Genomic DNA, 26150 nt, shown 5'->3' on the forward strand with positions numbered 1-26150 from the left:
AACTCACGTGATCAACGACTCGATTCCCCTCCTGAGCATCCTCGCGCTGCTGCCGCTGCTCGGCGCCCTGGTCCTGACGTGCGTGCGCGGCACCGCCGCCCGCGTCACCGGCCTGTGTTTCGCCTTCGCCACCACCGTCCTCGGTGTCCTCGCCTTCGTCCTGGGGCTCGGCACCCACCTGTCGGAGACGCTGCCGTGGATCCGGGTGATCGGTGCCTCCTACGCCCTGGAACTGGACCCCATGAGCGCCGTCATGGTGCTGCTGACCGTGATCCTCACCCCGCTGGTGCTGATCGCCGAGTGGCACGTCGGCGACGCGGAGGGTGCCCGCTGGTCGACGCGGACCTTCTTCGCCCTCGCCCTGGCACTGGAGGGGCTCTCCCTGCTGGTGTTCCTGGCCAGCGACGTGCTGCTGTTCTACGTGATGTTCGAGGCCACGCTGATCCCGATGTACTTCATGATCTCGGGTTTCGGCGGACCGGAACGGGCCGCGGCTGCCGTGAAGTTCCTGCTGTTTTCGCTGGCCGGTGGGCTGGTGATGCTGGTCGGCGTCGCCGGGTTGTACGCGGTCTCCGCGGGGGCGGGGGAGCCCAGCTTCCTGATCCGCGACCTGATCGCCCTCGACCTGGGCGGCGGCATCGGCCACTGGCTGTTCGCGGCCTTCTTCTTCGCATTCGCTGTGAAGGCGCCGATGGCCGGCCTGCACACCTGGCTGCCGGACACCGCTGAGCAGGCCACCGCCGGATCGTCGACGATGCTGGTGGGCATCCTCGACAAGATCGGCACCTTCGGGATGATCAAGATCTGCCTGACGATCTTCCCCGAGGCCTCGCACTGGGCCACGCCGGTCATCCTGGTGTGGGCCGTGGTCTCGATGTTCTACGGCGCCCTGATGGCGCTCGGCAGTCCCGACCTGCTGCGGTTCGTGTCCTACACCTCCGTCAGCCACTTCGGTTTCATGGTGTTCGGGGTCTTCGCGCTGACCACGCAGTCGCTGACCGGGTCGATCTTCTACATGCTGAACCACGGCTTCTCCACGGCCGCGATGTTCCTGGTCATCGGTTTCCTCGTGAAACGCCGCGGCACCGCCGCCATCGAGGCCTACGGCGGGGTGCAGAAAACCGCCCCCGTGCTGGCCGGTTTCCTGCTGCTCTCGGGCCTGTCGGTGCTCGCCCTGCCCGGCATGTCCAGCTTCGTCTCCGAGTTCCTGGTGCTGGCCGGTTCCTGGCAGCGCTACCCGGTGCACACCGCGGTGCTCACCCTCGGGATGGTGCTGGCCGCGGCCTACGTTCTCACCGTCTACAAGAGAACCATGACCGGTCCCGTGCCCGACGACGTGCGCAAACACGTCTCCACGGACCTGAACCTGCGCGAACGCCTCGCGGTGGCGCCGCTGCTGGTGCTGCTGATCTTCTTCGGTTTCTTCCCGAGGCCCCTGCTCCAGGTGGCCGATGACGCGGCACGGAACGTGATGCAGACCGTCGGCGAGACCGATCCCGCCCCCACGATCCAGGAGAACTGATGAGCCCGCTTGAGATCACCGTTCCGGCCATGGAGTGGATGCTCGAGGCACCCCTGATCGCGCTGCTGGTCGGCGCCACCCTGGGGGTGCTCCTCGAGGCCGTGCTTCCCCGCGAGTACCGCTACCCCGCGCAGACGGGGCTTGCGATGCTGACGGTCCTCACCGCCCTGGGATTCACCGTGTACAACTGGGTGGGCGAGGACTTCAAGATCGTCGCACCCGGAAGCGTCGCCGTGGACGGGCCGACGTACTTCTTCTGGTCGCTGCTGCTGCTGGTCGGCCTGGGCGGGGTGGCGTTGTTCGCCGAACGCGCCGTCGCGGGCGGGGTGTCGGCCTTCGCCGCATCCGCCGCCACCGTTCCGGGATCGCCGCTGGAACGGGAGGCGGAACGCCAGCATCGCGAGCACACCGAGATCTTCCCGTTGATCCTGTTCGCGCTGTTCGGGATGCTGCTGTTCGCGGCCGCCAACGACCTGCTGACGCTGTTCGTCGCCCTGGAGATCTTCTCCCTGCCGCTGTACCTGCTCTCCGGGATGGCGCGGCGACGCCGCTGGCTGAGCCAGGAGGCCGCGCTGAAGTACTTCCTCCTCGGTGCGTTCAGCTCCGCGTTCTTCCTGTTCGGCGTGGCACTGCTGTACGGCTACGCGGGTACCTTCACCTACGCCGGTGTGGCGCAGGCCATCGTCGCCGACGAGTCTCCGCGGGTGCTGCTGCTGACCGGCCTGGTGATGCTGGCCGTCGGGTTGCTGTTCAAGGTGGGGGCGGTGCCGTTCCACACCTGGACCCCGGACGTCTACACCGGCGCCCCGACCCCCGTCACCGGTTTCATGGCGATCGCCACCAAGACGGCGGCCGTGGCCGCGCTGCTGCGGGTGTTCTACGTCGCCCTCGGCGGGGCGCGCTGGGACTGGCAGCCGATCATCGCCACCGTCGCGGTCGCGACCATGGCGGTCGGCGCGCTGGTGGGCCTGGTGCAGCAGGACATCAAACGCCTGCTGGCCTACTCCTCGATCGCCCACGCCGGTTTCATCCTGGCGGGTTTCGTCGCCGCCGTGGGCGCCACGGCCGACGGTGGTGTCTCGTCGGTCGGGTCCATCTCCTTCTACCTGCTGGCCTACGGGTTCGCGACCCTCGGTGGGTTCGGGATCATCACAATGGTGCGGCGGGCCGGGGGAGAGGCGAACGGGATCGCCGCCTGGCGGGGGCTGGGACGGACCAGCCCGTTCGTCGCCGGGGTCATGACCCTGTTCCTGCTCAGCTTCGCCGGTATCCCGCTGACCGCGGGTTTCGTCGGCAAGCTGGTGGTCTTCGCCGCCGCCTGGCGGGGCGGGTACGGCTGGCTGGTGCTGGTCGCGGTGATCGCGAGCCTCGTGGCTGCCTTCTTCTACCTGAAGGTCGTGGTGGCGATGTGGTTCCGGGAACCCGAACGCGGCGAACAGGGCAGGGTGGCCGGTGCCTCCGGCTGGACCTGGGGCGTTGTCGCCGTGTCCGCTGTGGCGACGATCGTTCTCGGTTTGGTTCCGGGTAGCATTCTTGATCTGGCGGCTGGAGCCGCTCAGTTCATCCGCTGACCCCTGGAGTCACCTTGACCCTCGACATCGAAGCCCTCTCGATCCGCTTCGAGGAGCGGCTACGGCAGGTCGCCGTGGCCGACTCCCCGTTCGTCACCGAAGCCGCCAGCCACCTGATAGCTGCCGGGGGGAAACGGTTCCGGCCCCAGCTGGTGTATCTCGCATCGGAGTTCGGCGGCGAGGTGGACGAGGAGATGCTGCTCAAGGCCGCTCTCGTGATGGAGCTGACCCACGTCGCGAGCCTCTATCACGACGACGTCATGGACGAGGCCGAGGTGCGCCGGTCCGCGCCGTCCGCGAACTCCCGGTGGGGCAATTCCATCGCGATCCTGATCGGCGACTACCTGTTCGCGAAGGCCTCGATCCTGGTGGCGGATCTCGGCCCCGACTACGTGCGGCTCCAGGCTGAGACCTTCACCCGGCTGGTGCAGGGACAGATCGCCGAGACCCGCGGCCCGGAGACGGGGGAGGTGGCACTGGACCACTACCTGCAGGTGATCGCCGACAAGACGGGCTCGCTGATCGCCGCCTCCGCGTTGTTCGGGGCGATGATCGCCGGGGCCCCGCAGTGGATCCGGGAAGCGCTGGCAGCCTACGGCGAGGAGATCGGGTTGGTGTTCCAGCTGAGCGACGACATCATCGACATCACCAGCGACGTCACCGGCAAAACCCCGGGAACGGACCTGCGCGAGGGCGTGCCGACGCTGCCGACGCTGCTGCTGGAGGCCTCCCGCGACCCCGCCGACCAGCCCCTCAAGGACCTCCTCTCAGGGGATCTGGGCGACGATGCGGCCCTCGCGGAGGCGTTGGCGGCGCTGCGCGCCCATCCCGTCGTCGAGAAAGCACGGGCCGAGGTCCGCCGCCACGCCGACCTGGCCAGAGGACACCTGGCGCCGCTTCCCGAGGGGGAGGCCAAACAGCTGCTGCTCCGGGTCTGCGACGACCTGGTGGAACGCTCCGCCTGAGTTGTCGGCCGCGCCCCTCGTCCAAGGGCGGTGGCCCCGGGAGAGCTCAGGCCCATTCCTGGCTGGTCGGCACCACGACGATGTCGTGGACGTTCACGTCCGGGGGCAGGTTCAGCCCGTGGTGCACGATCGTCGCGATGTCCTCGGGCAGGAGGGGCTCCTCCGCCATCTGGTCGGTGACCGCCGGAATGTCGAGCCCTGCGGTCATGGGCGACAGGACGAAGCCCATGGATATCGTGCGGGCCCGGATCTGCTCCGTGCGCAGCTCCACCCGCAGCTGCTCGCCGAGGGCGTCGCGACCCGCAGCGGCGGCGCCGTAGATCGTCGCGTAGTCGAAGGCGGTGTCGCCTGCGATCGACCCGACCACGATGATGTCCGCCACCCCGTTGGCGGCGGCCGCGGCCTGCAGCGCGGGCAGCAGGGAACGTATGGAACGCAGCACGGGAAGGGTGTTGGCGGTGAACCTCTGCGTCCACTCCTCGACGTCGTAGGCTGCCAGCGCGCCACCCATCTGACCGCCGGCGCTGGCCACCAGGGCATCCACGCGCTCCTCGTCGCGGACGATTCCCTCAAGGGCGGTGCGGGCGGCGTCCGCGTCGAGCAGGTCGCACTTCACCAACCGGGCGGCCACCGGTTCGAGGGGGTCCTGGATGTCGACGATGATGGTGCGCCACCCGTCGGCGACGGCACGCTGGGCGGTCGCCAGTCCGATGCCGGAGGCGCCTCCCGCCACCACGATGGTTCGTTGCGTCATGCGTTTGCTCCTGTCACCCGGTTCTGGTCCTCCGGGGCGGGTCGGGTGGCCTCAAGGGCTGCGATGATGTCCTCGGCCTCGACGGGGCCCTCGTAGATCTCGTCGTTGACGAAGAACATCGGCGATCTGTCGAGCCCGAGGGTCTTCGCGTCGTCCGTGTCGTCGTGGACCCGGCCCGCGTGCAGCTGCTGGCGCACGGCCTCCTCCAGTGCCGACAGGTTCGCGCCCACGTCGACTGCGGCCCGGCGAAGGAGATGGCGGTCGAGTTCCTCGTCCATGCACAGCCGGTTGAGTTCCTGCCGCATCAGCGGGAACAGCTCGCGGCTCTGCGCGTTGACGGCCTCGATCGCCATAGCGGCCTGTTCGGCGGCGTGATCGTCGAGGGTGTTGTGGCGGTAGACGAAACGCAGGTCGGAGCCGAAGTGGCGGCGCACCTCCTGCACCACGTCCTCCACGCTGGCGTCGTCGATGCCGCCCAGGCTGGCGTACTCGACGAGGGTGAGCGGGGCGTTCACCGGGCCCTCGATGTGATCCCGTCCGGGTTCGACGGGTCGGTTCAGGCGTTTCCGCGCCGGCGCGTGCCTGGCGTCGTAGCGGGCGGTGACGGACAGCGAGAGCAGGCCCAGGAGCGCGGCCAGCAGTGAGGCGGTGAGCACACCGATCCGGGCATCGGACTGCAGGACCGGGTCCGTGATGGCCAGGTCGATGATGAACAGGGAGATGGTGAAACCGATGCCGGTGAGCATCGCCCCGGCGCTGATGTGCCGGTGGCCGAGCCCGGGCGCGAGCTCCCCGATGTGGAGTCTCGTGGCGAGGAACGTGGCGCCGAACACGCCGATGTACTTGCCGAGAACCAGGCCGGCGATGATGCCCCACGTCAGCGGCGAGGTGAATGCCTGCCGCAGGGTCTCCCCGCTGATCTCCACACCGGCGTTGGCCAGGGCGAACAGCGGCACCACGATCAGGTTCACGATCGGCGCCAGCGCCAACTGGAGGCGTTCGTTGATGGAGACGGAGCCGCGGATTCCCCGCACAGCAGCGCTGCCGGTGGCCGCGATGGGTGTGCGGCGGAAGACCTGGGTCAGTTCCTCCGCGCGGAGCACCTCGCTGCGTTCCGGGGGGAAGACCGGCAGCAGCAGACCCAGCACCACACCGGCGATGGTCGCGTGCACACCCGAGAGCCAGAAGGCCAGCCACAGCGTCGCCCCCGCCGCGATGTAGACGAGGGTGCGGTTCACCCGGGCCCGTTGCAGCAGGTACAGCCCGGCGGCGATCACGGCCACGACCACGAGAGGGGCGAAGTCGATCCTGGTGGTGTAGACGGTGGCGATCACGAGCAGGGCACCGACGTCGTCGACGACCGCGAGGGTCACCAGGAAGGCGCGCAGCTGCAGCGGAAGCCGGTTGCCGAAGACCGCGAGGATGCCCATCACGAAAGCGGTGTCGGTGGAGATCACCACACCCCAGGCGCCCGCGCTCTCGGTGCCGGCGTTGAAGGCGACGAAGATCAGGGCGGGTACGGCCAGGCCTGCGATGGCCGCGACCACGGGAACGCTGGCCCGCCGCCACTCCCGCAGCTCGCCTATCACGAAGTCGTGTTTGACCTCCAGGCTGACCAGGAAGAAGAACATCATCATGATGCCGTCGTTGATCCAGTGCTGGAGCGACAGGCTGATCCCGAACCCGGTGTCGTTGAACTGCAGCGTGAAATAGGTGTGCCAGAACTCCTCGTAGGAATGGCCCCCGAGATTGGCCCACAGCAGGGCCACGGCGGTGGCGACGAGCAGCAGCAGTGCACCGGAGGTCTCCCGGCGCACGAAGGCGTGGAAGGCCTCACGGAGGCGGTGAATCGTCCTCATCAACGGCTCCCGAGGGGCAGGAGGGTGGCGCTCGCCATGTTCACGTGCGGGGGAAGGGAGACCATGAAGCCGACCTCGGCGCCTATCCGCTCCGTGTCGATCGTCGCGATGGAATCCGGATCCACCTGGAGCACGTCGTGGTGGTCGCTCGTGGAGCGGTCAGAGCCGAAGTTGCTGTCGGCGAAGAAACTCCCGGCGGTGTAGATGGTGGCCAGGTGGTGGACGCGCACCCCCGGGGGCCGTACTCGGCCCGCAGGTGCCGGGAGAACTGGCCGATCGAGGCCCCGATGGAGGAGAACACCGAGTAGGCGTGTTGGCGTTCCCTGGCCGGGGCACTGCCGAGCAGGACTATGTCGGCGCGCTCGCCGCGTTCGCCCGCGGCCAGCACGTCGGGGGCGAAGATCTGCACGGTCTGCAGCATGCCCCGCAGGTTGGTGGCCAGCATCGCGGTCCAGTCGGCGGGGATGGCCTCCTCGAAGGGGGCCGCGCGACGCACGCCCGCTGCCACGACCACCAGGTCGGGGGCTCCGAGTTCTTCCAGGATCCTGTCCCGCGCCTCGACGATCTCGTAGGCGCTGGTGATGTCCGCCGGGCAGGCCAGCGTGGGGACGTCGTCGGGCAGGTGGGCGCGCAGACGCTCGATGCGGCGGCGGTTCCGGGCGATCAGGGCGGTCCGGACCCCCGACTCGACGAGGGTGCGGACGATGGCCGATCCGTGGGTGCCGGTGGCTCCGGTGACCACGGCGGTCCGGCCCCGCAGATCATAGGTGGGCATGCGTGTCATGTGTGGGTGAATCCTCGGTGGGGTTCTCGTGGTGCTGGGCGTTCAGTGACTGTACCAAATCGCACAACCCGGTTGAACGGTTTTCGGAAGCCTCTCGCTCGGCCCCACCTTCACGTGGAGCTCGCGAAAACCATGTTCGTCAGATTTCGCTGAATCGTTTCGCGAGCGCTCATGATCGGCGCGTCCCGGACGTGCGCGCGGATACCCCTGAATCCGCCGCGGGTTTGCGGTCGGAATCCGGGAGTCGCCGTGAGTCGGCTGCTTCCAGGTGCTCGTGCCTCACCTGGTGCACCGAGGCCTGTTCACGGCCCCTGAAGCTGGCCCAGCCGGACCGCGACGAAGACGAAGGAGAGCGGTCCATCCACCTGTGAACAGGTCTCACCGAAACCTCCGCACGGCCTTTTCCGGTCGTGGCCGGCCTCCGCTTTTCACCAGCCCGCCCGGGGGTTCCCGGGGAATGGCGCACGGACGAAGGAGTCGCTGAACGGCAGATCCGGTCGATGACCGAAAGGCGGGTCCCGGGACGAAAGTTGGGGTATGGCGGCGAGTGCGACTGGCCGAATGGTGCATCTTTCAAGCAATCTGTGTTAACGTTCGTCAGCCTCCGAACGGTCAGCCGATCGGACGACAAGAACCACATGTATGGATTGGGAGGGAAAAGACGTGTTGAAGAGGATCAGACCTCGCAGCGGGTGGAGGCCGATGGTGCTCCTGCTCGCATTCCTGATCGGCATCGCCGGTCTGGTTGTTGCGAGTCCCGTGGCGCGGGCCGCCGAGGTGGACGCCATTGATCGGGGAAGCATCCGGCTCTCGAGGGTTGACGCTGACGATTCCGCGACCTACCTGTGGAGCGGCGTGAGGATCGACGCCACGTGGCGGATTCCCGACCAGAGCGGGAAGGCGGGGGACACCTTCAAGCTCGGACTGCCCAGGGAGATCGGAGGCTCCACCGGAAGCTTCGAGCTCAAGGGCGCCGAGGGTGACCCGCTGACCTACGGCACCTGTGAGGTGAGGGAAACCGAGGTGGTCTGCACCTTCAACGAGAACGTTGAGGGCAAGAACGACGTCGGGGGCTCACTGTGGGTGAGCGCGCAGGTGGTTGCCCTGGTCAACACCGACAGGGTCACTTTCCCCCTCAGCAGCGGCCCACTCGAGGTGCCGCTGCCCGGCGGGCAGAGGAACATCGGCTACAGCCCCGAGGTTCCCACCGAGATCAACAAGTCCGGCTGGTTTCCGAGCGACGACCTGAGCGTCGTCCACTGGCGGATCGTGGTTCCCGGTTCCCGGGTTGCCGATCGTTCCCGCATGGTCATCACGGACAACTACGCGGTGGCCGGGAGTGCGCTGACCGTCGTCGATGGCAGCCCGTCCGTCTACTGGGTTCCCAACACCCCGAAGTGCTGGAACGAGAGCTACACCGACGGGTGCCACCAGTACATGGACGCATCCACCTCGCCCTCGCTCGAGGTCTCCGTTGACGATTCCCGGGACGTCGCCACCGCCATCATCGACAACAGGGGCAAGAAATTCGAGGCCGACCGGCTCTACGTGTTCGACCTGCGTCTGAGGGCCGAAGGGCCGATTCCCGCGGGGGCGCAGTACACCAACAAGGCCACCGTCGACGCCGAACACCGCACCGCCACCGCTGTCAAGGAGGTCTCGGGTGGTGGCACCGGTTCCGGGGAGGCCGTCGGGCATCTCGCCGTGAAGAAGACGGTCGTGGGCGGCCAGGTTTCCGCCGACACCACCTACCCGGTGGCCTGGTCCTACCAGTACAAGGGCCAGGCGCGCAGCGGCGAGCTGGCCGTCAAGGCCGACGGCACCCTCGAAACCCTCAACAACGTCCCGAACGGCACCGTGGTCACCCTGACCGAGAAGGTGCCCTCCGGCGGCGACATCGACTACGGAGACCCGGTGTTCTCGGGTGAGGGCGTCAAGGACGGGGTTCCCGACGCCAACAGCGCCCAGGTCACCGTCGAGGGCCTCAAGACCGTTGAGGTGTCCCTCACCAACCACGTGAACCCGAAACTGGCCACCGTCGAGGTCGCCCCCGGGGTCTGCAAACCGGGCTCCAGTGAACCCTCCGAACCCACCGTCAAGGTCGGTGAGACCGACGGCATCACCTACTCCACCCCGAGGCTCACCACCTCCGGCGACGAGGTGACCGTCGAGGTCACCGCCACCCCCGCGGCGGGCAGGGAGATCGACGACCAGCACCTGCCGGAGGGCTGGAAGGCCAACGGTGACGGCACCTACACCTTCACCACCACCATCACCCAGCCGAGCTGCGTGAAGACCATCACCCCCGTGATCCCGTCCGTAGGTGCGCAGGCCTGCCCCGTCGACTCCACGACCCCGGTGCCGCCGTCGGTGACCGGGATCGAGGACACCGACGAGATCGACTACGGCGAACCCCGGGTCACCAGCAGCAACGGCCAGGTCACCGTCGTCGTCACCGCCACCGCCCGGGACGGCCACGAGTTCGGTGGCTCGATGCCGGAGGGCTGGAAACGGATCGACGCGCGGACCGCCGTCTTCACCGGTAGAACCGAGACCCCCGTCTGCGAGGTTCCGGCCGCTCCCACCCCGGACCCGAGCCCGTCGCCGTCGGTCACCCCGTCGCCCTCGGTTTCTCCGAGCCCGCATGTGGTGGTGACCCCGACCCCGGTCGGGTCGCTTCCGACGCCGATCAGGCCGGGGTTGCCGAGGACCGGGGCCTGACGCCCCGCTGGTGTGACGATCTCCGGGCCCCGATTCCTTGGAATCGAGGCCCGGAGGTTATTCCCGGGTCTGCCGTGTGTGAATTGTCGAAAGGAGAGATGAGAGAAATTTGTTCGGTCGCTAGGCTGGCGCAGTGTTCGTGCCGGTCGTTCCTGGGCCTTTCCCGAGACCGGTTGGTTGAGAAGAATGGGGGAATGCGCTGTGAGACGGAAAACGATTCCGTTGAGCAGAGGGCGGCTGATGTCCTTGGTGGTCGCCGTGATGCTCGGGTTGTCGGGACTGGTGCAGGGGGTGCAGGTGGCTCATGCCGCCGAGATCAATCCGATCGTTCCGGGAAGTGTGAAACTGGCGGACAAATCGTCACCTGCTGGACCCACCTATGTCTGGAATGACGTGGAGCTCAGCGGACGCTGGGCCATCGATGACTACAGCGGCCAGGAGGGTGACACGTTCACGATCGGTCTTCCTGCCGCCTTCGAGGGAACCAGCGGCACCTTCGAACTGGTCGGCTCGGCACAGAATCCCATCGACTACGGGACTTGCGTGGTCTCCAGGTCCGAGGTGTCCTGCACCCTGAACAGCAATGTCGTCGGCAAGGTCGACGTGGGTGGCGAGTTCTTCATCAACACCAGGGTGGCGGCAACCCACACGGGAGACACCGCCACGCTGCTCATCAACGGAGGAACCCCGATCGAGGTCGCGCTCCCGAACGGGCAAACCGACATCGGCTATTCCCCGTATGTTCCCGATGACATTTCAAAAGCTGGTTTCTTCCTCGGGGATCCCTACGACACCCTGGCCTGGAAGATTCGTATTCCCGGGCAGGAACTGAGTGGCAACACCCTGACGATTGATGACACGTTCACCGTGCCGGGGTCGACCCTGACCGTGAAGCCGGCCGAGGTCACCCTCTACCGGATTCCCAACCACAACCCCTTGTGCTGGAACGAGACCTCGCGTGCGGACTGCCGCACCGTGCTCTACAGCAACGATGGTGGCAACTATCCGGATGTGATCGCGAACATCGACGACACCAGCCGGATACAGCTCACCTACACCAAGGCCGAGGAATTCTCCGAGGACGACATGTACCTGCTCGAGTACAGCCTTTCCGTTGGCGAGGAGATCCTCGTCGGCGCCCAGTACCCGAACACCGTCACGATCAATGGCAACTCCTACGAAGCAGCGGCCGTCAGGGAAGCAGCAGGCGGCGGAACCGGCGCCGGAGGCAACGACACCGTCGGACACGTGAGTGTGGGGAAGGCCGTGGTCAATGACGTGGCCGGCGCGGTGCCGGCGGATACCGTGTTTCCGGTGGACTACAGCTACACCGTCAAGGGGCGGGTGAGGACCGGCACCCTGGCCTTGAGGGCTGACGGTACGCTCGAGTCGTTGTACAACATCCCCAACGGGACCGTGGTGACGTTGACGGAGAAGGTTCCGGCTGTTGCGGGGGTGACTTTCGGTGATCCCGTGTTCGCCGGAGACGGCGTGAGTGACGGGGTTCCTGACGCCACCAGCGCACAGGTGCGCGTCGAGGGTTCCACGACGCTCGTCGTGAGGTTGACCAATACTCTCGTTTCGGATGCCAAGCCGGCGTTGAGCAGGGTTGAGGTGACGCCGGGGGTGTGTGCGCCGGGTGCGACGGAACCGTCGGAGCCCACGGTTGAGGTCGCTCCCACCGACGGGATCACGTACTCCGCGCCGGAGATCACCAAGGACGGGAAACAGGTGACGGTGAAGGTCACCGCCACCCCGGCTGCGGGGAGAACCATCGATGGTGGGAATCTGCCTGAGGGGTGGGTGGCCAATGGTGATGGTTCTTTCACGCGTCGGTGTCCTTGACGCCTGATCCGTCGCCGTCTCCTGTGCCGTCGTCGTCTGTTCCGGTTCCGGGGGTGACGGTGACCCCGACGGTTCCGGTTCCGGTTCCGACGCCGGTCAGGCCCGGCCTGCCCAGGACCGGCGCCTGAGACGCGGAGCATTCCCGCGAAACCTACGGGGTCCGACCCGGTCGGGTCGGACCCCGTAGCGCAGCTGCGAACAACGATGTTCCTCCATGGCAGCTGCCGCCCTCGCCCTGCTCCAGGAGTTCGCCGGCCAGGACGTACCCGCGTGAGCAAGCATCACCGCGGCGTGCCCCGGGCCGCTCAAGCTGTCGCTTCCGGTACCAAAAGTAACCAGGGGCCGAACCGGGGCAGGTTCCTCCCGACCCCGCCACAAGGACCTGCGATGCCTGAAAGTCGTGGCCACGGGTGGGGTCCATCCAAGAAGTCTGGCCATCCGTCGATATCCATGTGCGTTGGTGCATGTCGTCGTGAATGCTCCACTCGATGAGGCTTGCCCACAGGTGGGGCACCCGCTGCCACAATCCTCTGGTCCGGGGTGGATGTGAGGGGTTGTGGTGGAAGCCGGTTGGACCGGTCGCTCGCTCCGTGAGCTGCCCGTGTCGAACCCCTTGTGGCGGTTTCCGGGGAATTGGAGCGGACCCTGTTGTGTGGCTGCCGGGTGGTGTTGAGCCGGACCGCTCCTTCGTCGCGGTCCGGCTCAACCAGCTTCAGGGGGGGGCGTGAATATGCCTCAATTCCTGCGTGAGCCCCTGTGAACAGAGTTTTTGTTCATTGCCGCCGGCCTCGCAGGTTGACTTTCGGTCCGAAAACACGGGATTTCCTGGACGAACGGCCAGAGTTTTCAAGCGTTGCCCGCGCGGAAAGAGGTAACTTCTGTTAGGTTGGGTGTTGTTCAAAGAATCAACTCTTTGGAGAGGTGGGGGTGAGTTGAAGGTCGGGGGTGGGCGCAAGCTCTGCGAAACCGGTGGTCTTCTGGGAGCAATCGTGATCGGCGCCTTGGTTGCAATTCTGGCCGTCGGAACGTGGGCGGTCCTCGGAGGAATGGATCGTCAGGGAGGAACCAGCTTTGCGGGAGGCGGATGGGGGCTCCACTCGAATCCTGTGGAAGATGGAAAGCGAATCATGCACGAAGGCGTGAGCCGAATCCCCGCATGCGGACGATTCACCGCCGTGGGCGATCGCGAGGCCAATCCTTTCCGGAAGCAGTCGTCCGTGCTGAACGATCGGACCGATTCCTGCGGCGTCCGGAGAGCATCGTGTCTCGAGAACGTCGTGGGCTCCGTGGGGATCTCAAGAGACAAAAACGCAGTCCCTGCCGATGGAGGAAGAAGGTGCTCCGAAAAACGGTTTTCTCAATTTCCGTCTTTCACGACGCGTCTTTCCTCGGTCTCGCGTCAAACGCGTGATGCACGGCCGGGTGGTGTGGACGAAGCGCGTGAGCTCTCTCCTTCGACCGGGCATGGCGCGCGTTCCGCGGTCATCGCCCGGGCAGCGCTTCCCCAGACACTCGTCGCCAACCAGCAGGGTCAGAGCAGTACGGAATCCCCGGGAGCCGGGGCTGAGGAGCCGGCTCCGCTCGGACTCGTGGTGGGGTTGTTGTGCGTGGTCGCGATTGCCGGAGCGCTGGTGGGCAGGCATGCCGGAGACCTCGCCGGAAAACGCGAGAGGCGAGAATGAGACCAATCGGTACGAAGCGTGACTTCACGGTTCGGTTCCCGCGGACTGCGCATGACGCCATCCTCCGGTGTGCCGGGGGAAGTGGTCAAGGACCCCCGGACGGCCTCCCCGAATCGAAATTGAATTCCCGGAGAATGCTCAACCGAGTGCTGAATGTGAAGAGATCGGTAAAACGTGTGCATTTCCGCACGCAATACAGCAGCGGATTCACCGTGTCGCTCTCGGTGTATCAACGAGGTCTCCTGACCTGCCCAAGGAGGCGGTCCGTGTCCGATGGTGCTCTGACGCCTCGACACGCGGTCACCGTGATGCGCTTCCGGTGTGAGGCGGAAAACCGCATACAATCACGATTCACCAAGCACGTCGCCGCAAAATGACGTGAACACGTGACCTCGGCTCCCCGTGAGCCATTGAAACGGGGCGCTTCGCGCGCCCTGGGGGTAAACAGCCGCTTCCCCCGGCGGCGAGCGTTGCAAAGACGCACCGCGCCCCCTGAAGAGGAGCGGGATTCAGTTCTGCCCAAGGAATCCCGCCCCTCCCCACCGCGTGGCCGTTCGGCAAGTGCGCGGTTGCTGTCGTCCTTTCAGAGGACAGATTTTCCTGATAGCTTCAATGCGCTGTCGATTCACACGAGTGAGTTCAGGGGATTCCGGGATGGGGAGACACGTCGACGCGCGAAGTGCGCGCATGGCCGCCATGGGGGTGACGGCCATGCGCGCCGCCTCGGCTGTCCTTGGGTTGCCGATGTTTCACACGGAAACCGGTGATCCTGCGGTAAGGAACCTGAACGGCAGCGTGCCGGGGGCCGGTGCTGGTGTTCCCGTCTGCTCTCCGGTGCCGTCGGCGCCGGAGAGCAGACAGTGACCGGTACCGGGACCGCGGCGTACGCGACGCGGGGGTGCGTCCTTGCGGAGGGGCCTTGGCTGGATGAGTCTGGTCCCTCCACACATTTCCTCCGTTTCCAGTATCCGCTGAACTGCAACCAGCGCAGGCGAAGGGATCTGCGCGCGTGATGCGGCCATCGTCGGGCATCCGCGGGTCGGCGCTGCCACTGACGAGCCGATCAGATGCACAGTTGACCCTACGCGGGCGAGGTGGGAAACCGTACGGGAAATCCGGGGGCCATTTCTCGAGCGTCTCCTGTGAGAGGGCTGTTTGTTGTAGCGTGTGGGAGTGGGTCCGTGCACAACCTGGGCTCACGACCGAGTTCGATGTTGTCCCGGTTCTCTTGAGCTGAGCTGCTCGGGAAACGGGTGAGGAAAGAATCAGATGTCAACGCCGCATGATCCCGGTGCTCCCGGCCAATCAGGTGAGTCGGAAAACCCCGCTCCACAGCAATCGCAGGAAGTTCCACAGCAGCCGCAGGACTCAGCGCTCCCACAATCTGCGGCGCAGACGGACGCGCCGCAGTTCATTCCTCCGGGAGGAGGGCAACCCCAGGGCTCGCGCGTGCCAGGAGACCCGAACGCTCCGTATCAAGGCCCGCAGAATCCCCATCAGGGAGCTCAGGGCCCCTACCAAGGGCCTCCGCCGCAAGGAACCGGGTACGGCCCGGGGCAGCAGCAACCACCATATCTGACCGGCCGTGTTCAGCAGGGGATCGGAGGCTCCACGAAGAAGTCGAGGACGCCGCTGTGGATCGGCCTGGGCGCTGCTGCCGTGGTGGTGGTCGTGGCACTGGTGCTGGTTTTCTCAGGGGTTTTCTCCAACAGGAGCACTGCCGAGGGGGAAGGCGCCGGCCTGCCCCAGGACCCTGCTGAAGCCGCCAAAACCATTGCCACGAACTACCTCACCGCGATCTCCGAGGGACGTGCCGAGGACGCCAAGAAGCTTCTGGGGTCCTCCTCCACCGACACATCGTTGCTTACCGATGAGGTTTTGAAGGACTCGTTGACCCGGGCCCCGATCACCGAGATAACGGTCGGTGAAGCCACGAATGAATACAGCTCCTACAAAGTTCCCGTCACCTACAAGGTGGGCAGTGAGTCGGCCAGCGACGAGTACACGATTAACCCCAAATCCGGCAAGATGTTCACGTCGCCTCCCAGTCTGGGACTCTATTCTCTCAAGGGGATCGACATCACCGTGAACGGGGTGGCCGTCAAGAGCGGCGAGACGAGCCGGCCGGTGTTCCCCGGCAGCTACGTCGTCGCTTCCGTCAACAAATACCTTGAAGTCGATGGAGATGCCACCGTCATCGTCACCAGCGGGACAGCCCACACGTCATCGCCGGACCTCAAGCTCAAGGTGAGCCAGGCCGGTATCGATCTGTTCCGTGAGAAGGTCATCCCGGAGGCAAAGGCGTGCTTGGAGTCCAAGAACCTCGATCCAGGCTGCAACATGGCCATCAGCGGCACACTGCGGAGCGGCGGCACCATCGCTGAAGGCAGCATCACGCGCACCCAGGATGCCGAGAATGCCTCCAAACTGGAGAATGTCGTTCCTGAACCCGGTTCGTCGGTGCCGACGATCATCTCCTCCAGGGACCTGGGAAGCATAAGCCTGTCTGCCACCTGCACTGATTCGAGCGGAACAGGGCCGTGCGATCTCTGGGGATTCGGCAAGGGATCGAGATTCCCGAAGGCGACACTCAACGTTGCCGAGGAGGATCCCAAGGTGGTCTGGGAAGAGAGGTAGAACAACTTCCCTCACAGTGGGCCCGGTGATTCGTGGGATCGCCGGGCCACGCCCTTTCAATGGGTTTTCAGGCGATTTCCCAGAAGGTCTTTCCCGACATGGCGGCCTGCAGTGCGTCGTGCGGATTTTCCGCGCGGGCCTCGGCCACCTGCGCGCGCAGCAGGTCGTCGTAGGCGGGACGCTCCACCTGCCGGAAGATCCCGACCGGGGCGCGGTGCATCACGCCGTGGTCGGTGAGCTGCGCCAGGGCGAAGGCCTGCGACGGGTCCCGTCGTCCCGCGTCGTGGACGACGATCCTCTCCGGGGCGGCGGTGGCGGTTTCGGTGACCCGCAGTCCCCCGTCGGGTTCCCGGACCACGCAGAACTGCTCCTCGGTGCCGAAAACCACGGGTTCGCCGTCGCGGAGCCGGATCAGTGCGTTCGCCGACTCCGGGCCCTTCAGGGCGTCGAAGGCCTCGTCGTTGAAGATCGGGCAGTTCTGGTAGATCTCGATCAGGGCGGCGCCGCGATGCCGGGCCGCCGCGTTCATGACCTCCGTCAGCTGCGCGCGATCGGAGTCGACGGCGCGCGCCACGAACGACGCCTCCGCGCCGAGCGCCAACGCCACCGGGTTGAACGGCACGTCCAAGGAGCCGTAGGGCGTGGACTTGGTCAGTTTGCCCTGCTCCGAGGTGGGGGAGTACTGCCCTTTCGTCAGTCCGTAGATGCGGTTGTTGAACAGCAGGATGTTGATGTTCACGTTGCGCCGCAGCGCGTGAATGAGATGGTTGCCGCCGATCGAAAGCGCATCACCGTCGCCCGTGATCACCCACACGTTGAGGTCCTCGCGGGCCGCCGCTACCCCGGTGGCGATGGCGGTGGCACGGCCGTGGATGGAATGCATCCCGTAGCAGTCCACGTAGTAGGGAAACCGCGACGAGCACCCGATGCCGGAGACCACGACGGTGTTCTCCCGGGCGATGCCGAGGTCGGCCATCATGGCCTGGAAGGTGGACAGGATCACGTAGTCGCCGCAGCCGGGACACCAACGCACCTCCTGGTCGCTGGTGTAGTCCTTCCGGGTCTGCGGTGCCTGCGCGAGGGGAATCCCGGCGAGCCCGTGCATCACTCCACCTCCAGCGAGTCGATCTCGGCGGTCAGGTCGGCCTCCAGCTCACCCACCGAGATGGGCAGCCCCCGCACCCGTGAATAACTCTGGACGTCCACCAGGTATCGGGCGCGCAGCAGGAAGGCCAGCTGCCCCAGGTTCATCTCGGGCACCAGCACCCTGTCGTAGCCGCGCAGCACCTCCCCCAGGTTGGCGGGCATCGGGTTGAGGTGACGCAGGTGCGCCGTCGCCACCTCGCGGCCACCCAGCCGCACCCGGCGCGCGGCGGCCGTGATGGGCCCGTAGGTGGAACCCCACCCCAGCACCAGCAGCCGGGCCCGTCCCGAGGGGTCGTGGACCTCGACGTCGGGGATGTCGCGGACGATGCCGTCGATCTTCGCCTGCCTGGTGCGCACCATCAGGTCGTGATTGTCGGGAACGTAGGAGATCGCCCCCGTGGCGGAGTTCTTCTCCAACCCTCCGATGCGGTGCTCCAGCCCCGGGGTGCCGGGCACCGCGAAGGCGCGCGCCAGGTTCTCGTCGCGCAGATACGGATGGAAAACGGGTTTCCCCTTCGGATCGGTCGCGTTCGGTTCGGTGGCGTAACCGGGGACGATCGGGTTGATGTCGTCGAGATCCGGGATCCGCCACGGCTCCGCCCCGTTGCCCAGGTAGCCGTCGGTGAGCACGATCACCGGGGTGCGGTACTTCACCGCGATCCGGCAGGCCTCGACGGCGATGGCGAAACAGTCTGCGGGGGAGCGGGCCGCCAGCACCGCCACCGGCGATTCACCGTTGCGACCCATGACCGCCTGGAACAGGTCGGCCTGCTCGGTTTTGGTAGGCATGCCCGTCGACGGCCCAGCGCGCTGCACGTCGACGATCACCAGGGGCAGTTCGGTCATCACACCCAGGCCGACGGCCTCCATCTTCAGGGCCATGCCGGGACCCGATGTGGTGGTCACCCCGAGCAGGCCCGCGTAGGAGGCGCCCAGCGCGGAACAGATGCCCGCGATCTCGTCCTCCGCCTGCACCGTGACCACGCCGACGTCCTTGCGGCGGCTCAGTTCGTGGAGGATGTCGGAGGCGGGGGTGATCGGGTAGGAACCCAGGAACAGCTGCATCCCGGCGCGGTCGGCGCCCGCCATCAAACCGTAAGCGGTGGCGAGGTTCCCGGTGATCTGGCGGTAGCGGCCGGGTTTCATGGGGGCAGAGGCCACGTGGTAGCGGTGCTCGAAGACCTCGGTGGTCTCCCCGTAGGCGTGCCCAGCCCGGAAGGCCGCCAGGTTCGCGTCGCGGATCTCGGGTTTTGACGCGAACTTGGTCTTCAGGAAGTCGATGGTCCCGGAGGTGTCGCGGGAGTACAACCAGCACAACAGCCCCAGGGCGAACATGTTCTTCGTGCGGCCCGCGTCCTTGCGGCCCAGCCCGAAGGGTTTCGCCGCTGCTGTCGCCATGCCCGTCAGGTCCAGGGAATGAACCTTCCAGTCGGCCAGGGAACCGTCGGTCAGCGGATTCGCGTCCCATCCGACCTTCGCCAGGTTGCGTTTCGTGAAATCGCCCTCGTCGACGATGATCACCCCGCCCTTGGGCAGATCGCCGAGGTTGGCCTTCAGCGCAGCCGGGTTCATGGCCACCAGCACGTCGGGCCGGTCGCCGGGGGTGACGATGTCGTAGTCGGCGAAGTGCACCTGGAAGGAGGAAACCCCGGGGAGGGTGCCCTGCGGGGCGCGGATCTCCGCGGGATAGTTGGGCAGGGTGGCGATGTCGTTGCCGAGCGAGGCCGATTCGGCAGTGAAACGATCCCCCGTCAACTGCATTCCGTCGCCGGAATCCCCGGCGAATCGGATCACCACCCGATCCAGCGACCGCGTCTCAGCCACGAACAACCCTCTCAGTCTCAAAGCTCCGGGCAAGTGTATAGCGGCACATCCTGTTGCTTCTCAGCCCGAACGGAACCAACCCGTACGGGCGGGGCTCCGGGAACGAGGAACCCTCTTGATGTCGCCGCCCCGTAGTATGCCTTCCATGACCCGGACGAACGACTTCCCTCGTGAATCGCCGGTGCGTCCCCTCGACGCGCCGCGCGGGAGGAGCGTGACATCCCGCGCACCGGGCATCCGCGCTGATCGTCTCGCCCACCGGACGCGGCAGCGGGAGAAGCGTTGATGCCGGTGGTGCTGGCCGCGGCGTCACGAGGGTTGAAGGCGTTCAGGGACGCCTTCAGCGCGCGTGCGGTGCTGGTGGGTTGTCTGGGTTCGGTGCTGCTGGTGCTGGGATCGCTGACCCCCGCATACCTGCCGCGGGTCTCCCCCCTGACCCGGGCGATGGCGTCGTACGGACTGGCCGGCGTTGAGTGGACGTGGATCGGCACCGTCATCACCATGGCCGGCCTGGCCCTGATGCTCGAGTTCTGGCTGAGGGTGCGTCCCGCGCGGCGGGAGTCGCGGGGGCAGCCGCAGCTGCGCCACTGGGCGATGCTCGCGATCGTCGCCGCCCCCATGCTGGTCGCCCCGCCGATCTTCAGCCACGACGCCTACTCCTACGCGGCCCAGGGGTGGCTGCTGAACAACAACCTCAACCCCTACCTGGTGGGTCCCGGGATCCTGCCCGGACAGTTCGCCGACCAGGTTGCCTGGGTGTGGCGCGACACACCCGCCCCCTACGGACCCCTGGCGCTCAGGATGAACCACTGGCTGATAGTGCTGGTCGGGTTCGATCCCTACTGGTCGACGGTGATCATGCGGCTGCCCGCGCTGATCGGGGTGGGGATGATCGGCTGGTGCGTGCCGCGGATCGCGGGACGCTTCGGCATCAACCCGGCTGCTGCCAGCTGGTTCGTCCTGGCCAATCCCATCGTCATCATCGACTTCGTGGGTGGTGCACACAACGACGCCCTCATGATGGGGCTGGCGATGATGGGGATCTGGATCACCACCAAGTGGCGCACCTGGTGGTGGGGGGCGGTCGCGGTCGGGATGGGGGCGGCCATCAAACAACCCGCGGTCTTCGTCGCGGTGGCCCTGCCGTTCATCACCCACCCCTGGACGTCGTGGAGACTGCGTCCCTTGGCCGCCGCAGCGGCCCGGGCCCTGGCCTCGCTGGCGATCTCGGTGGCGGTGTTCGCGCTGCTGAGTGTCGTGACCGGGCTCGGATTCGGATGGGTGAACGCGGTCGACGTTCCCGGCAAGGTGACCAGCGCCTCACCGTTCAACCTGCTGGGGGAGGCCGTCGAGTACCTCCTGAACCAGGTGGGCATCGACCAGGGTGGCAAGATGGCCGTGACCGTGATGCGTTCCCTCGGGCTCCTGGTGTGCGCCATCGGGATCGTGTGGCTGGCCCTTAGGCACCTCGGACGCCGCCCCCTCAACTTCACCGGGTGGGGACTGCTGCTGTCGGCGTTCACCCTCCCGGCCCTCCACTCATGGTACCTGCTGTGGGGCGGGGTGTTGTTCCCCATGACCCGCCCCAACACCCGCCGGCTCCGGATCGCCATCATCATTTCCGCGGTCCTGCTGGCCTACGAGGCCATGGTCTTCGCGGTCCGCAACGGCACCTGGCTGGTCGCGTTGCTGCTGATCTGGGCGGTCTGGGAGTCCGTGAAGGCCCACGAACTCACCCAGAGATGGGACGCCAAGGCCCCTCAGGAGAGCCTGGCCGCGTCGTAGTCCACGGCGACCGGGCAGTGGTCGCTGACCCGGGAATCGTAGTCGGCCTCGCGCAGCGATTCGGCCCTGACCGCCGCCCGCGCCAGCTTCGGCGTCGCCAGGTGGTAGTCGATGCGCCAGCCCGCGTCGTTCGCGAACGCCTGGCCCCGCCACGACCACCACGAGTAGGGGCCGTCCTGGTCCGGGTGCATGGAACGCACCACGTCGACCAGCCTGCGGGGACCGAGCTGGGCGGTGAACCAGTCGCGTTCCTCGGGCAGGAAACCGTCGGTGCGCTGGTTGGAACGCCAGTTCTTGAGGTCGTGCCGGGTGTTGGCGATGTTGAAATCCCCGACTATCACGTACTCGCGCCCGGCCTGCGCTGCCGACCTGCGGGCCTGGGTCAGGTGACGTGCCAGACCCGAGAGGAATTTCATCTTCCGTTCGTACTTCGGGGTGTCGGCCTCCTCGGGTTTCCGGGCGTGGTGTTCCGGGACGGCGCCCTTGGGCAGGTAGAGGGAGGCGACGCGGATGGGCAGCCCGGCCAGGTCCACCTCCACGTAGCGGCCCTCACCGGCGAAGGCCGCCAGGTCGCGGTTGCCCACCCGTTCCACCTCCGACTCGGTGGGTGTGCCGTCAGGCGCGACGATCACCGCGGTGCCGTCGAGGGTGGCGATCCGCTCCGGCGCGTCACTGGTCAGGACAGCCACGCCGTTGCGACCCGCCAGCTCGCCGATGGACCAGGCGACGTGATGCCCGGTGAAGGCGCCGGCGGGCAGGTCCCTGAGGCGGCAGCGCACCTCCTGCAGACACAGGACGTCGGCCTTCTCGCGTCGCCACAACTCGTGCAGGCCCCGGCGCAGGGCGGCGCGGATGCCGTTGACGTTGTGGGAGATCAGACGCAGGTTGCTCATGGCGTCGCATGCTAATGCCGGCGGGCATGAATGGCTGGGATGCTACCTTCTTTGGCGACCCGAAAAGTTGGAGGAAACACATGGCCGGAGGCCTGGCCGCGCTGCTGGACGACGTGGCGATGATCGCGAAACTGACCAGCGCAACCAGCACCAAGGCAATGGCGGTCGTGATCGACGACGCCGCCGTCACCCCCCGCTACGTCACAGGCCTGAGCCCGGCCCGGGAGCTGCCGATCATCTGGCGGATCGCAAAAGGATCGCTGCGGAACAAGGCGATCATCCTGGTGGTGGCGCTGGCCCTGAGCCAGTTCATTCCCTGGATCCTGACCCCGATCCTGATGCTCGGCGGCACCTATCTGTGTTTCGAGGGCGCCGAGAAGGTCTGGGAGGCCGTCTCCGGGCACCACAGCGAGGAAGAACCGGCCGCGGATCGCGGCGAGAAGGACGAGAACACCCTGGTGCGCGGGGCCGTCACCACCGACTTCATCCTGTCCGCGGAGATCATGGTGATCTCCCTGAACTCCCTCGCCGAGGAGGGTTTCTGGCGCCGCGCGATCACGTTGGCGCTGGTCGGGGTCCTGATCACGGCGCTGGTCTACGGTGTGGTGGCGCTGATCGTGAAGATGGACGATGTCGGCCTGAAACTGAAGGAGGGCGAGGGGGCGGGTCGTGCGCTCGGCGGCCTCCTGGTGGCCGCCATGCCGAAGCTGCTGGCCGCACTGTCCGTGATCGGGATCGCCGCCATGCTGTGGGTAGGTGGGCACATCCTCCTCGACGGTGCCGCCAAGCTCGGCTGGGGTGCGCCCCTGGGGCTGGTTCACGGCCTGGCCCACGCCACCGTGTCGGTTCCGGTGGCCGGCGAGACGCTGGAATGGGTGGTGGAGACCGCCTGCTCCGCGGTGCTCGGCCTCGCGGTCGGAGCGGTGGTCGTCGCGGTTGTTCACCTGATCCCGAAGCGGGCCGCCGAACCCGCCCGGTAGGCTCAGGCCATGGGCGAAGATTTTGACGAACGGGCCGCCACCTGGGACGACGACCTGGAGCGGATGGCCAGGGTCCGCAGGGTCGCTGCCGTGGTGCGTTCGGTGGTGCCCCTCGACGGGCATCCGGTGACCGTCGAGCTGGGCTCCGGGACGGGTATGCTGGCCCGCTGCCTGCACGACGTGCTCGGGCCCACCACCCTGCTGGACGCTTCCCCGGCGATGGTCGAGGTCGCGTCGAAGGCCTTGGCATCCGAGGGGCTGGGGGACTGGAGCGCCGCTGTGGCCGACCTGTCCGAGGGAATCCCGGGCGGACCCTACGAGCTGGCGCTGGCGCAGATGTTCCTCCACCACGTCGACGACGTGCCGGCTCTGCTGAGGGCGCTGCGCCGGGCGATGACCCCCGGAGGGGTGGTGGTGATCGCCGACCTCGACCACGACGCCGCGAAGCGCTCCCACGCCACGGCCGTCGATTTCCACGGCCACCACGGTTTCTGCCGCGGCGAGCTGCGTGGCCGGTTGGAGGAGGCGGGATACCGCGACGCCTGCTTCCACGACGCAGGGGTGGTCGGCAAGGAGGTCGACGGCGAACGCCAGGACTTCCCCATGTTCCTGGCCTTCGCGAGGGCCTGAAGGGCCGGAAGACCGGGGCGCGACTTTCGCAACAGGGCATAGGCTCGGGGCATGGTTGAGAACTTCGACTCGCGGGCCGCGTCCTGGGACGACGACCCGGCGCGCCTGGCCCGGGCCCGTCAGGTGGCGGAAACGATCAGGACGAACCTGCCCCTGACCGGGCGGCCGGTCACCGTGGAGCTCGGTGCCGGGACGGGGTTGCTGTCGCGCTGCCTGGCCGACGTGCTCGGACCCACCACCCTGCTGGACGCCTCGCCGGCGATGGTCGAGGCCGCCTCGAAGGCCCTGGCGGCAGCCGGTTTGAAGGACTGGAACACCGCTGTGGCCGATCTGTCCGAGGGGATCCCGGGCGGACCCTACGAGCTGGTGCTGGCGCAGCTGTTCTTCCACCACGTCGACGACGTTCCGGCCCTGCTGAGGACGCTGCGCCGCTTCGTGGTTCCCGGGGGTGTGGTGGCGATCGCCGACCTCGACCACGACGCGGACGGCCTCTACCACTCGACATCCGTCGATTTCCACGGCCACCACGGCTTCCGGTGTGACGAGCTGCGCGGCTGGCTGGAGGATGCGGGATACCGCGACATCAGCTTCCACGACGCCGGGGTGGCCAACAAGAAGGTGGCCGGCGGCCAGCGCCTGGACTTCCCGTTGTTCCTGGCGATCGCGAGGCCCTGAGCCCGGCAGGAGCCGCGAGCGCCAGTGGCGCGGGAACCCGGTTGAGCGCGTGGAGCACCTGCGGGGCGGACGGGAACGCGGTGGGGGAGACAGGTCATCCACTCGTGGGAGGATGCCTGCATGACCGATTCCCTGAGTGCCGCCCAGGCGAGGCGCGTCTCACTGGCGGCCCAGGGGTTCACGGGCCGCAGACCGGCCTCCGCGCCGTCGCGGGCGGGCATCGAGAGGGTGGTGCGCGGGCTGCGGGTGCTGCAACTGGACTCGGTGAACGTCTTCGAACGCAGCCACTACTTGCCGGTGTTCTCCCGGTGTGGCCTCTACGACAGGACCCGGCTCGACGCCCTGACCGGGGATCCTCCCGTCCTGACGGAGTGCTGGGCCCACGAGGCTGCCCTGGTGCCGGTCGAGGATCACCCGTTGTTCGAGTTCCGCCGGGCCCGGATGCGCGCCCGCCACGGTGATCGCGAGATCTACCGCGACAATCCGCGGCTGCGGGCCTGGCTCCTGGCCCAGATCGCGGAACGCGGGCCGCTGCGGGCCAGCGACATCGACCACGAGCACAACCGTCGCACCGGGCCGTGGTGGGGGCTGTCGAGGGTGAAACGGCTGCTGGAGTACCAGTTCCTCTTCGGGGAGCTGGCGACGGCGGGCCGGGTCGGGTTCGAACGCCGCTACGCCCTGCCGGAACAGGTGCTGCCCGGGCATCTGATCGGGACCGGGATGCCCGAGGACGAGGCGCGGATGGAGCTGGTGCGGCGCGCAGCGGTCGCGCTCGGGGTGGCGACCCTCGACGACCTGGCCGACTACTTCCGGCTGCGCCCCGCCGAGACCAGACCGGCCGTCGCGGAACTCCAGGCGGCGGGGGAGCTGCTGCCGGTGGTGGTCGAGGGCTGGAACTCGCGTGGCGGCGCGCCGGTTTCCGCCTGGCTGCACCGGGACGCGGCGGTGCCCTCCCGGGTGCACCGGGACGCGCTGCTGACCCCCTTCGACCCGGTGGTGTGGCACCGGCCCCGCGCGGAACGGATCCACGGTTTCCACTACCGGATCGAAATCTACACCCCCGCCCGCGAACGCCGGTTCGGCTACTACTCGCTGCCGGTGCTGCTGGGGGATCGCCTCGCGGCCCGCGTCGACCTCAAGAACGACCGCAGGAACGGGGTGCTGCGCGTCCAGTCGGCGTGGTCGGAGACCCACGCCCCGCGCGATGCCGCGCCCCGGATCGCGGAACTGCTGAGGACGGCCGCGGCCTGGCAGGGCCTGGACGCCTTCGCCGTCCAGGACTGGGGCGACCTGGCGTCGTCGCTGGCGGCCGAGCTGGCGACCCCGCTGGTTCAGCGGTAGTTCACGAACTGGACGGCGAAGTCGTAGTCGGCCTCCTTGATGAGGCGCTGGACCTCCTGGAGGTGGTCGCGTGACTTCGAGCTGACCCGCAGTTCGTCGCCCTGGATCTGCACCTTCACGCCCTTGGGGCCCTCGTCGCGCACCAGCTTGGAGATCTTCTTCGCGTCCTCCTGCTTGATGCCCTGCTTGGTGGTGCAGGTGATCTTCCACTTCTTCCCGGAGATGCGGGGTTCACCGGCGTCGAGGGCCTTCAACGACACCCCGCGCTTGATCAGCTTCGACTGGAACACGTCCAGCACCGCCTTCGCGCGCTCCTCCCCGCTCGACTCGATCTCGATGGCCTCCCCGGACCAGCGGATGGAGGAGTCGGTGTTCTTGAAGTCGAAGCGCTGCGACACCTCCTTGGCGGCCTGGTTCAGCGCGTTGTCCACCTCTTGGCGATCAACCTTGCTGACGACGTCGAAAGAGCTGTCCGCTGCCATGGGTTCCTCCTCGGATCGTGGGCCACCCATTGTGCCAGCCCCACCCGGTCCTTC

19 protein-coding genes are annotated in these 26150 nt (G+C 67.2%); 12 read left to right on the forward strand and 7 right to left on the reverse strand.

From position 1 onward, the window contains the following. Nucleotides 1-7 precede the first annotated feature (7 nt). From E0E39_RS02595 to E0E39_RS02605, 3 genes are read left to right on the forward strand one after another with little or no spacing between them, the layout of a single operon-like run. A complete protein-coding gene (locus tag E0E39_RS02595; RefSeq protein ID WP_130873347.1) occupies nt 8-1522 on the forward strand; it encodes an NADH-quinone oxidoreductase subunit M in 1515 nt (504 codons plus the stop codon). Then, a complete protein-coding gene (nuoN, locus tag E0E39_RS02600; RefSeq protein WP_130873348.1) occupies nt 1522-3093 on the forward strand; it encodes an NADH-quinone oxidoreductase subunit NuoN in 1572 nt (523 codons plus the stop codon). The genes E0E39_RS02595 and nuoN overlap by 1 nt, the downstream gene beginning before the upstream one ends. 14 nt (nt 3094-3107) lie before the next feature. Beyond that, nucleotides 3108-4058: a polyprenyl synthetase family protein gene (locus E0E39_RS02605; protein WP_130873349.1), complete on the forward strand. Its 951-nt coding sequence runs from the start codon at nt 3108-3110 to the stop codon at nt 4056-4058. A 46-nt stretch (nt 4059-4104) separates the two neighbouring features. Here the strand turns inward: E0E39_RS02605 and E0E39_RS02610 are convergent, their stop codons facing one another. The 3 genes from E0E39_RS02610 to E0E39_RS02620 all read right to left on the reverse strand — a co-directional run bounded on the left by E0E39_RS02610 (nt 4105) and on the right by E0E39_RS02620 (nt 7455). Next, a complete protein-coding gene (locus tag E0E39_RS02610; RefSeq protein WP_130873350.1) occupies nt 4105-4812 on the reverse strand; it encodes an SDR family oxidoreductase in 708 nt (235 codons plus the stop codon). Further along, a complete protein-coding gene (gene nhaA, locus E0E39_RS02615) occupies nt 4809-6671 on the reverse strand; it encodes a Na+/H+ antiporter NhaA (protein WP_130873351.1) in 1863 nt (620 codons plus the stop codon). The genes E0E39_RS02610 and nhaA overlap by 4 nt, the downstream gene beginning before the upstream one ends. A gap of 82 nt (nt 6672-6753) precedes the next feature. Continuing rightward, complete coding sequence (locus E0E39_RS02620) at nt 6754-7455, reverse strand: SDR family oxidoreductase (protein ID WP_207302391.1); 702 nt, start codon at nt 7453-7455, stop codon at nt 6754-6756. 702 nt (nt 7456-8157) lie between these two features. Between E0E39_RS02620 and E0E39_RS16540 the strand changes: the two genes are divergently transcribed. The 3 genes from E0E39_RS16540 to E0E39_RS02640 all read left to right on the forward strand — a co-directional run bounded on the left by E0E39_RS16540 (nt 8158) and on the right by E0E39_RS02640 (nt 16340). After that, nucleotides 8158-10176 (forward strand): Ig-like domain-containing protein, encoded by a 2019-nt coding sequence (locus E0E39_RS16540; protein WP_130873352.1) that lies wholly within the window; start codon nt 8158-8160, stop codon nt 10174-10176. Between the two features lie 240 nt (nt 10177-10416). After that, nucleotides 10417-12021: a DUF5979 domain-containing protein gene (locus E0E39_RS02630; RefSeq protein ID WP_130873353.1), complete on the forward strand. Its 1605-nt coding sequence runs from the start codon at nt 10417-10419 to the stop codon at nt 12019-12021. A 2951-nt stretch (nt 12022-14972) separates the two neighbouring features. Next, on the forward strand, nt 14973-16340 hold the full coding sequence (locus tag E0E39_RS02640; RefSeq protein ID WP_130873355.1) for a hypothetical protein: 1368 nt from the start codon (nt 14973-14975) through the stop codon (nt 16338-16340). A 67-nt stretch (nt 16341-16407) separates the two neighbouring features. On the opposite strand, the gene E0E39_RS02645 is transcribed toward E0E39_RS02640, so the two are convergent. Both E0E39_RS02645 and E0E39_RS02650 read right to left on the reverse strand, forming a co-directional pair. Then, nucleotides 16408-17445, reverse strand: a complete 1038-nt coding sequence (locus E0E39_RS02645) for a 2-oxoacid:ferredoxin oxidoreductase subunit beta (protein WP_061787936.1) — start codon at nt 17443-17445, stop codon at nt 16408-16410. Continuing rightward, entirely contained in the window at nt 17445-19316 is a 1872-nt protein-coding gene (locus tag E0E39_RS02650; RefSeq protein WP_082793872.1) for a 2-oxoacid:acceptor oxidoreductase subunit alpha, read from the reverse strand. Before E0E39_RS02650 ends, E0E39_RS02645 begins: the two co-directional genes overlap by 1 nt. A 139-nt stretch (nt 19317-19455) precedes the next feature. Here E0E39_RS02650 and E0E39_RS15970 point away from each other — a divergent pair, with 139 nt between their 5' ends. Together E0E39_RS15970 and mptB are read left to right on the forward strand one after the other, a co-directional pair. Then, complete coding sequence (locus E0E39_RS15970) at nt 19456-19596, forward strand: hypothetical protein (protein WP_157682476.1); 141 nt, start codon at nt 19456-19458, stop codon at nt 19594-19596. After that, complete coding sequence (gene mptB, locus E0E39_RS02655; RefSeq protein ID WP_061787934.1) at nt 19596-21095, forward strand: polyprenol phosphomannose-dependent alpha 1,6 mannosyltransferase MptB; 1500 nt, start codon at nt 19596-19598, stop codon at nt 21093-21095. The genes E0E39_RS15970 and mptB overlap by 1 nt, the downstream gene beginning before the upstream one ends. On the opposite strand, the gene E0E39_RS02660 is transcribed toward mptB, so the two are convergent. Then, nucleotides 21071-21979: an exodeoxyribonuclease III gene (locus tag E0E39_RS02660; RefSeq protein ID WP_165444847.1), complete on the reverse strand. Its 909-nt coding sequence runs from the start codon at nt 21977-21979 to the stop codon at nt 21071-21073. The genes mptB and E0E39_RS02660 overlap by 25 nt on opposite strands. Nucleotides 21980-22068: 89 nt before the next feature. Between E0E39_RS02660 and E0E39_RS02665 the strand changes: the two genes are divergently transcribed. From E0E39_RS02665 to E0E39_RS02680, 4 genes are all read left to right on the forward strand, one after another. Further along, nucleotides 22069-22968 (forward strand): DUF808 domain-containing protein, encoded by a 900-nt coding sequence (locus E0E39_RS02665; protein ID WP_130873357.1) that lies wholly within the window; start codon nt 22069-22071, stop codon nt 22966-22968. A 9-nt stretch (nt 22969-22977) separates the two neighbouring features. Next, the gene (locus E0E39_RS02670) at nt 22978-23598 is read left to right on the forward strand and encodes a class I SAM-dependent methyltransferase (RefSeq protein WP_130873358.1); all 621 of its coding nucleotides are present in this window, start codon (nt 22978-22980) and stop codon (nt 23596-23598) included. Nucleotides 23599-23649: 51 nt separating this feature from the next. Continuing rightward, nucleotides 23650-24273 (forward strand): class I SAM-dependent DNA methyltransferase, encoded by a 624-nt coding sequence (locus tag E0E39_RS02675; protein ID WP_130873359.1) that lies wholly within the window; start codon nt 23650-23652, stop codon nt 24271-24273. Between the two features lie 120 nt (nt 24274-24393). Continuing rightward, a complete protein-coding gene (locus E0E39_RS02680) occupies nt 24394-25614 on the forward strand; it encodes a winged helix-turn-helix domain-containing protein (protein ID WP_130873360.1) in 1221 nt (406 codons plus the stop codon). Here the strand turns inward: E0E39_RS02680 and E0E39_RS02685 are convergent. Then, entirely contained in the window at nt 25605-26096 is a 492-nt protein-coding gene (locus tag E0E39_RS02685; RefSeq protein WP_130873361.1) for a YajQ family cyclic di-GMP-binding protein, read from the reverse strand. The genes E0E39_RS02680 and E0E39_RS02685 overlap by 10 nt on opposite strands. Nucleotides 26097-26150: the final 54 nt, after the last annotated feature.

It is taken from the genome of [Pseudopropionibacterium] massiliense, assembly GCF_900607225.1.
Lineage (GTDB): Bacteria > Actinomycetota > Actinomycetes > Propionibacteriales > Propionibacteriaceae > Arachnia > Arachnia massiliensis.

Bases quoted from the DNA above. Each gene is read 5' to 3' on its own strand.
- nuoN (WP_130873348.1), top strand. From the start codon at position 1,522: ATGAGCCCGCTTGAGATCACCGTTCCGGCCATGGAGTGGATGCTCGAG.
- E0E39_RS02610 (WP_130873350.1), bottom strand. From the start codon at position 4,812: ATGACGCAACGAACCATCGTGGTGGCGGGAGGCGCCTCCGGCATCGGA.
- nhaA (WP_130873351.1), bottom strand. From the start codon at position 6,671: ATGAGGACGATTCACCGCCTCCGTGAGGCCTTCCACGCCTTCGTGCGC.
- E0E39_RS02620 (WP_207302391.1), bottom strand. From the start codon at position 7,455: ATGACACGCATGCCCACCTATGATCTGCGGGGCCGGACCGCCGTGGTC.
- E0E39_RS16540 (WP_130873352.1), top strand. From the start codon at position 8,158: ATGGTGCTCCTGCTCGCATTCCTGATCGGCATCGCCGGTCTGGTTGTT.
- E0E39_RS02630 (WP_130873353.1), top strand. From the start codon at position 10,417: ATGTCCTTGGTGGTCGCCGTGATGCTCGGGTTGTCGGGACTGGTGCAG.
- E0E39_RS02640 (WP_130873355.1), top strand. From the start codon at position 14,973: ATGTCAACGCCGCATGATCCCGGTGCTCCCGGCCAATCAGGTGAGTCG.
- E0E39_RS02645 (WP_061787936.1), bottom strand. From the start codon at position 17,445: ATGCACGGGCTCGCCGGGATTCCCCTCGCGCAGGCACCGCAGACCCGG.
- E0E39_RS15970 (WP_157682476.1), top strand. From the start codon at position 19,456: ATGACCCGGACGAACGACTTCCCTCGTGAATCGCCGGTGCGTCCCCTC.
- mptB (WP_061787934.1), top strand. From the start codon at position 19,596: ATGCCGGTGGTGCTGGCCGCGGCGTCACGAGGGTTGAAGGCGTTCAGG.
- E0E39_RS02665 (WP_130873357.1), top strand. From the start codon at position 22,069: ATGGCCGGAGGCCTGGCCGCGCTGCTGGACGACGTGGCGATGATCGCG.
- E0E39_RS02670 (WP_130873358.1), top strand. From the start codon at position 22,978: ATGGGCGAAGATTTTGACGAACGGGCCGCCACCTGGGACGACGACCTG.
- E0E39_RS02675 (WP_130873359.1), top strand. From the start codon at position 23,650: ATGGTTGAGAACTTCGACTCGCGGGCCGCGTCCTGGGACGACGACCCG.
- E0E39_RS02680 (WP_130873360.1), top strand. From the start codon at position 24,394: ATGACCGATTCCCTGAGTGCCGCCCAGGCGAGGCGCGTCTCACTGGCG.
- E0E39_RS02685 (WP_130873361.1), bottom strand. From the start codon at position 26,096: ATGGCAGCGGACAGCTCTTTCGACGTCGTCAGCAAGGTTGATCGCCAA.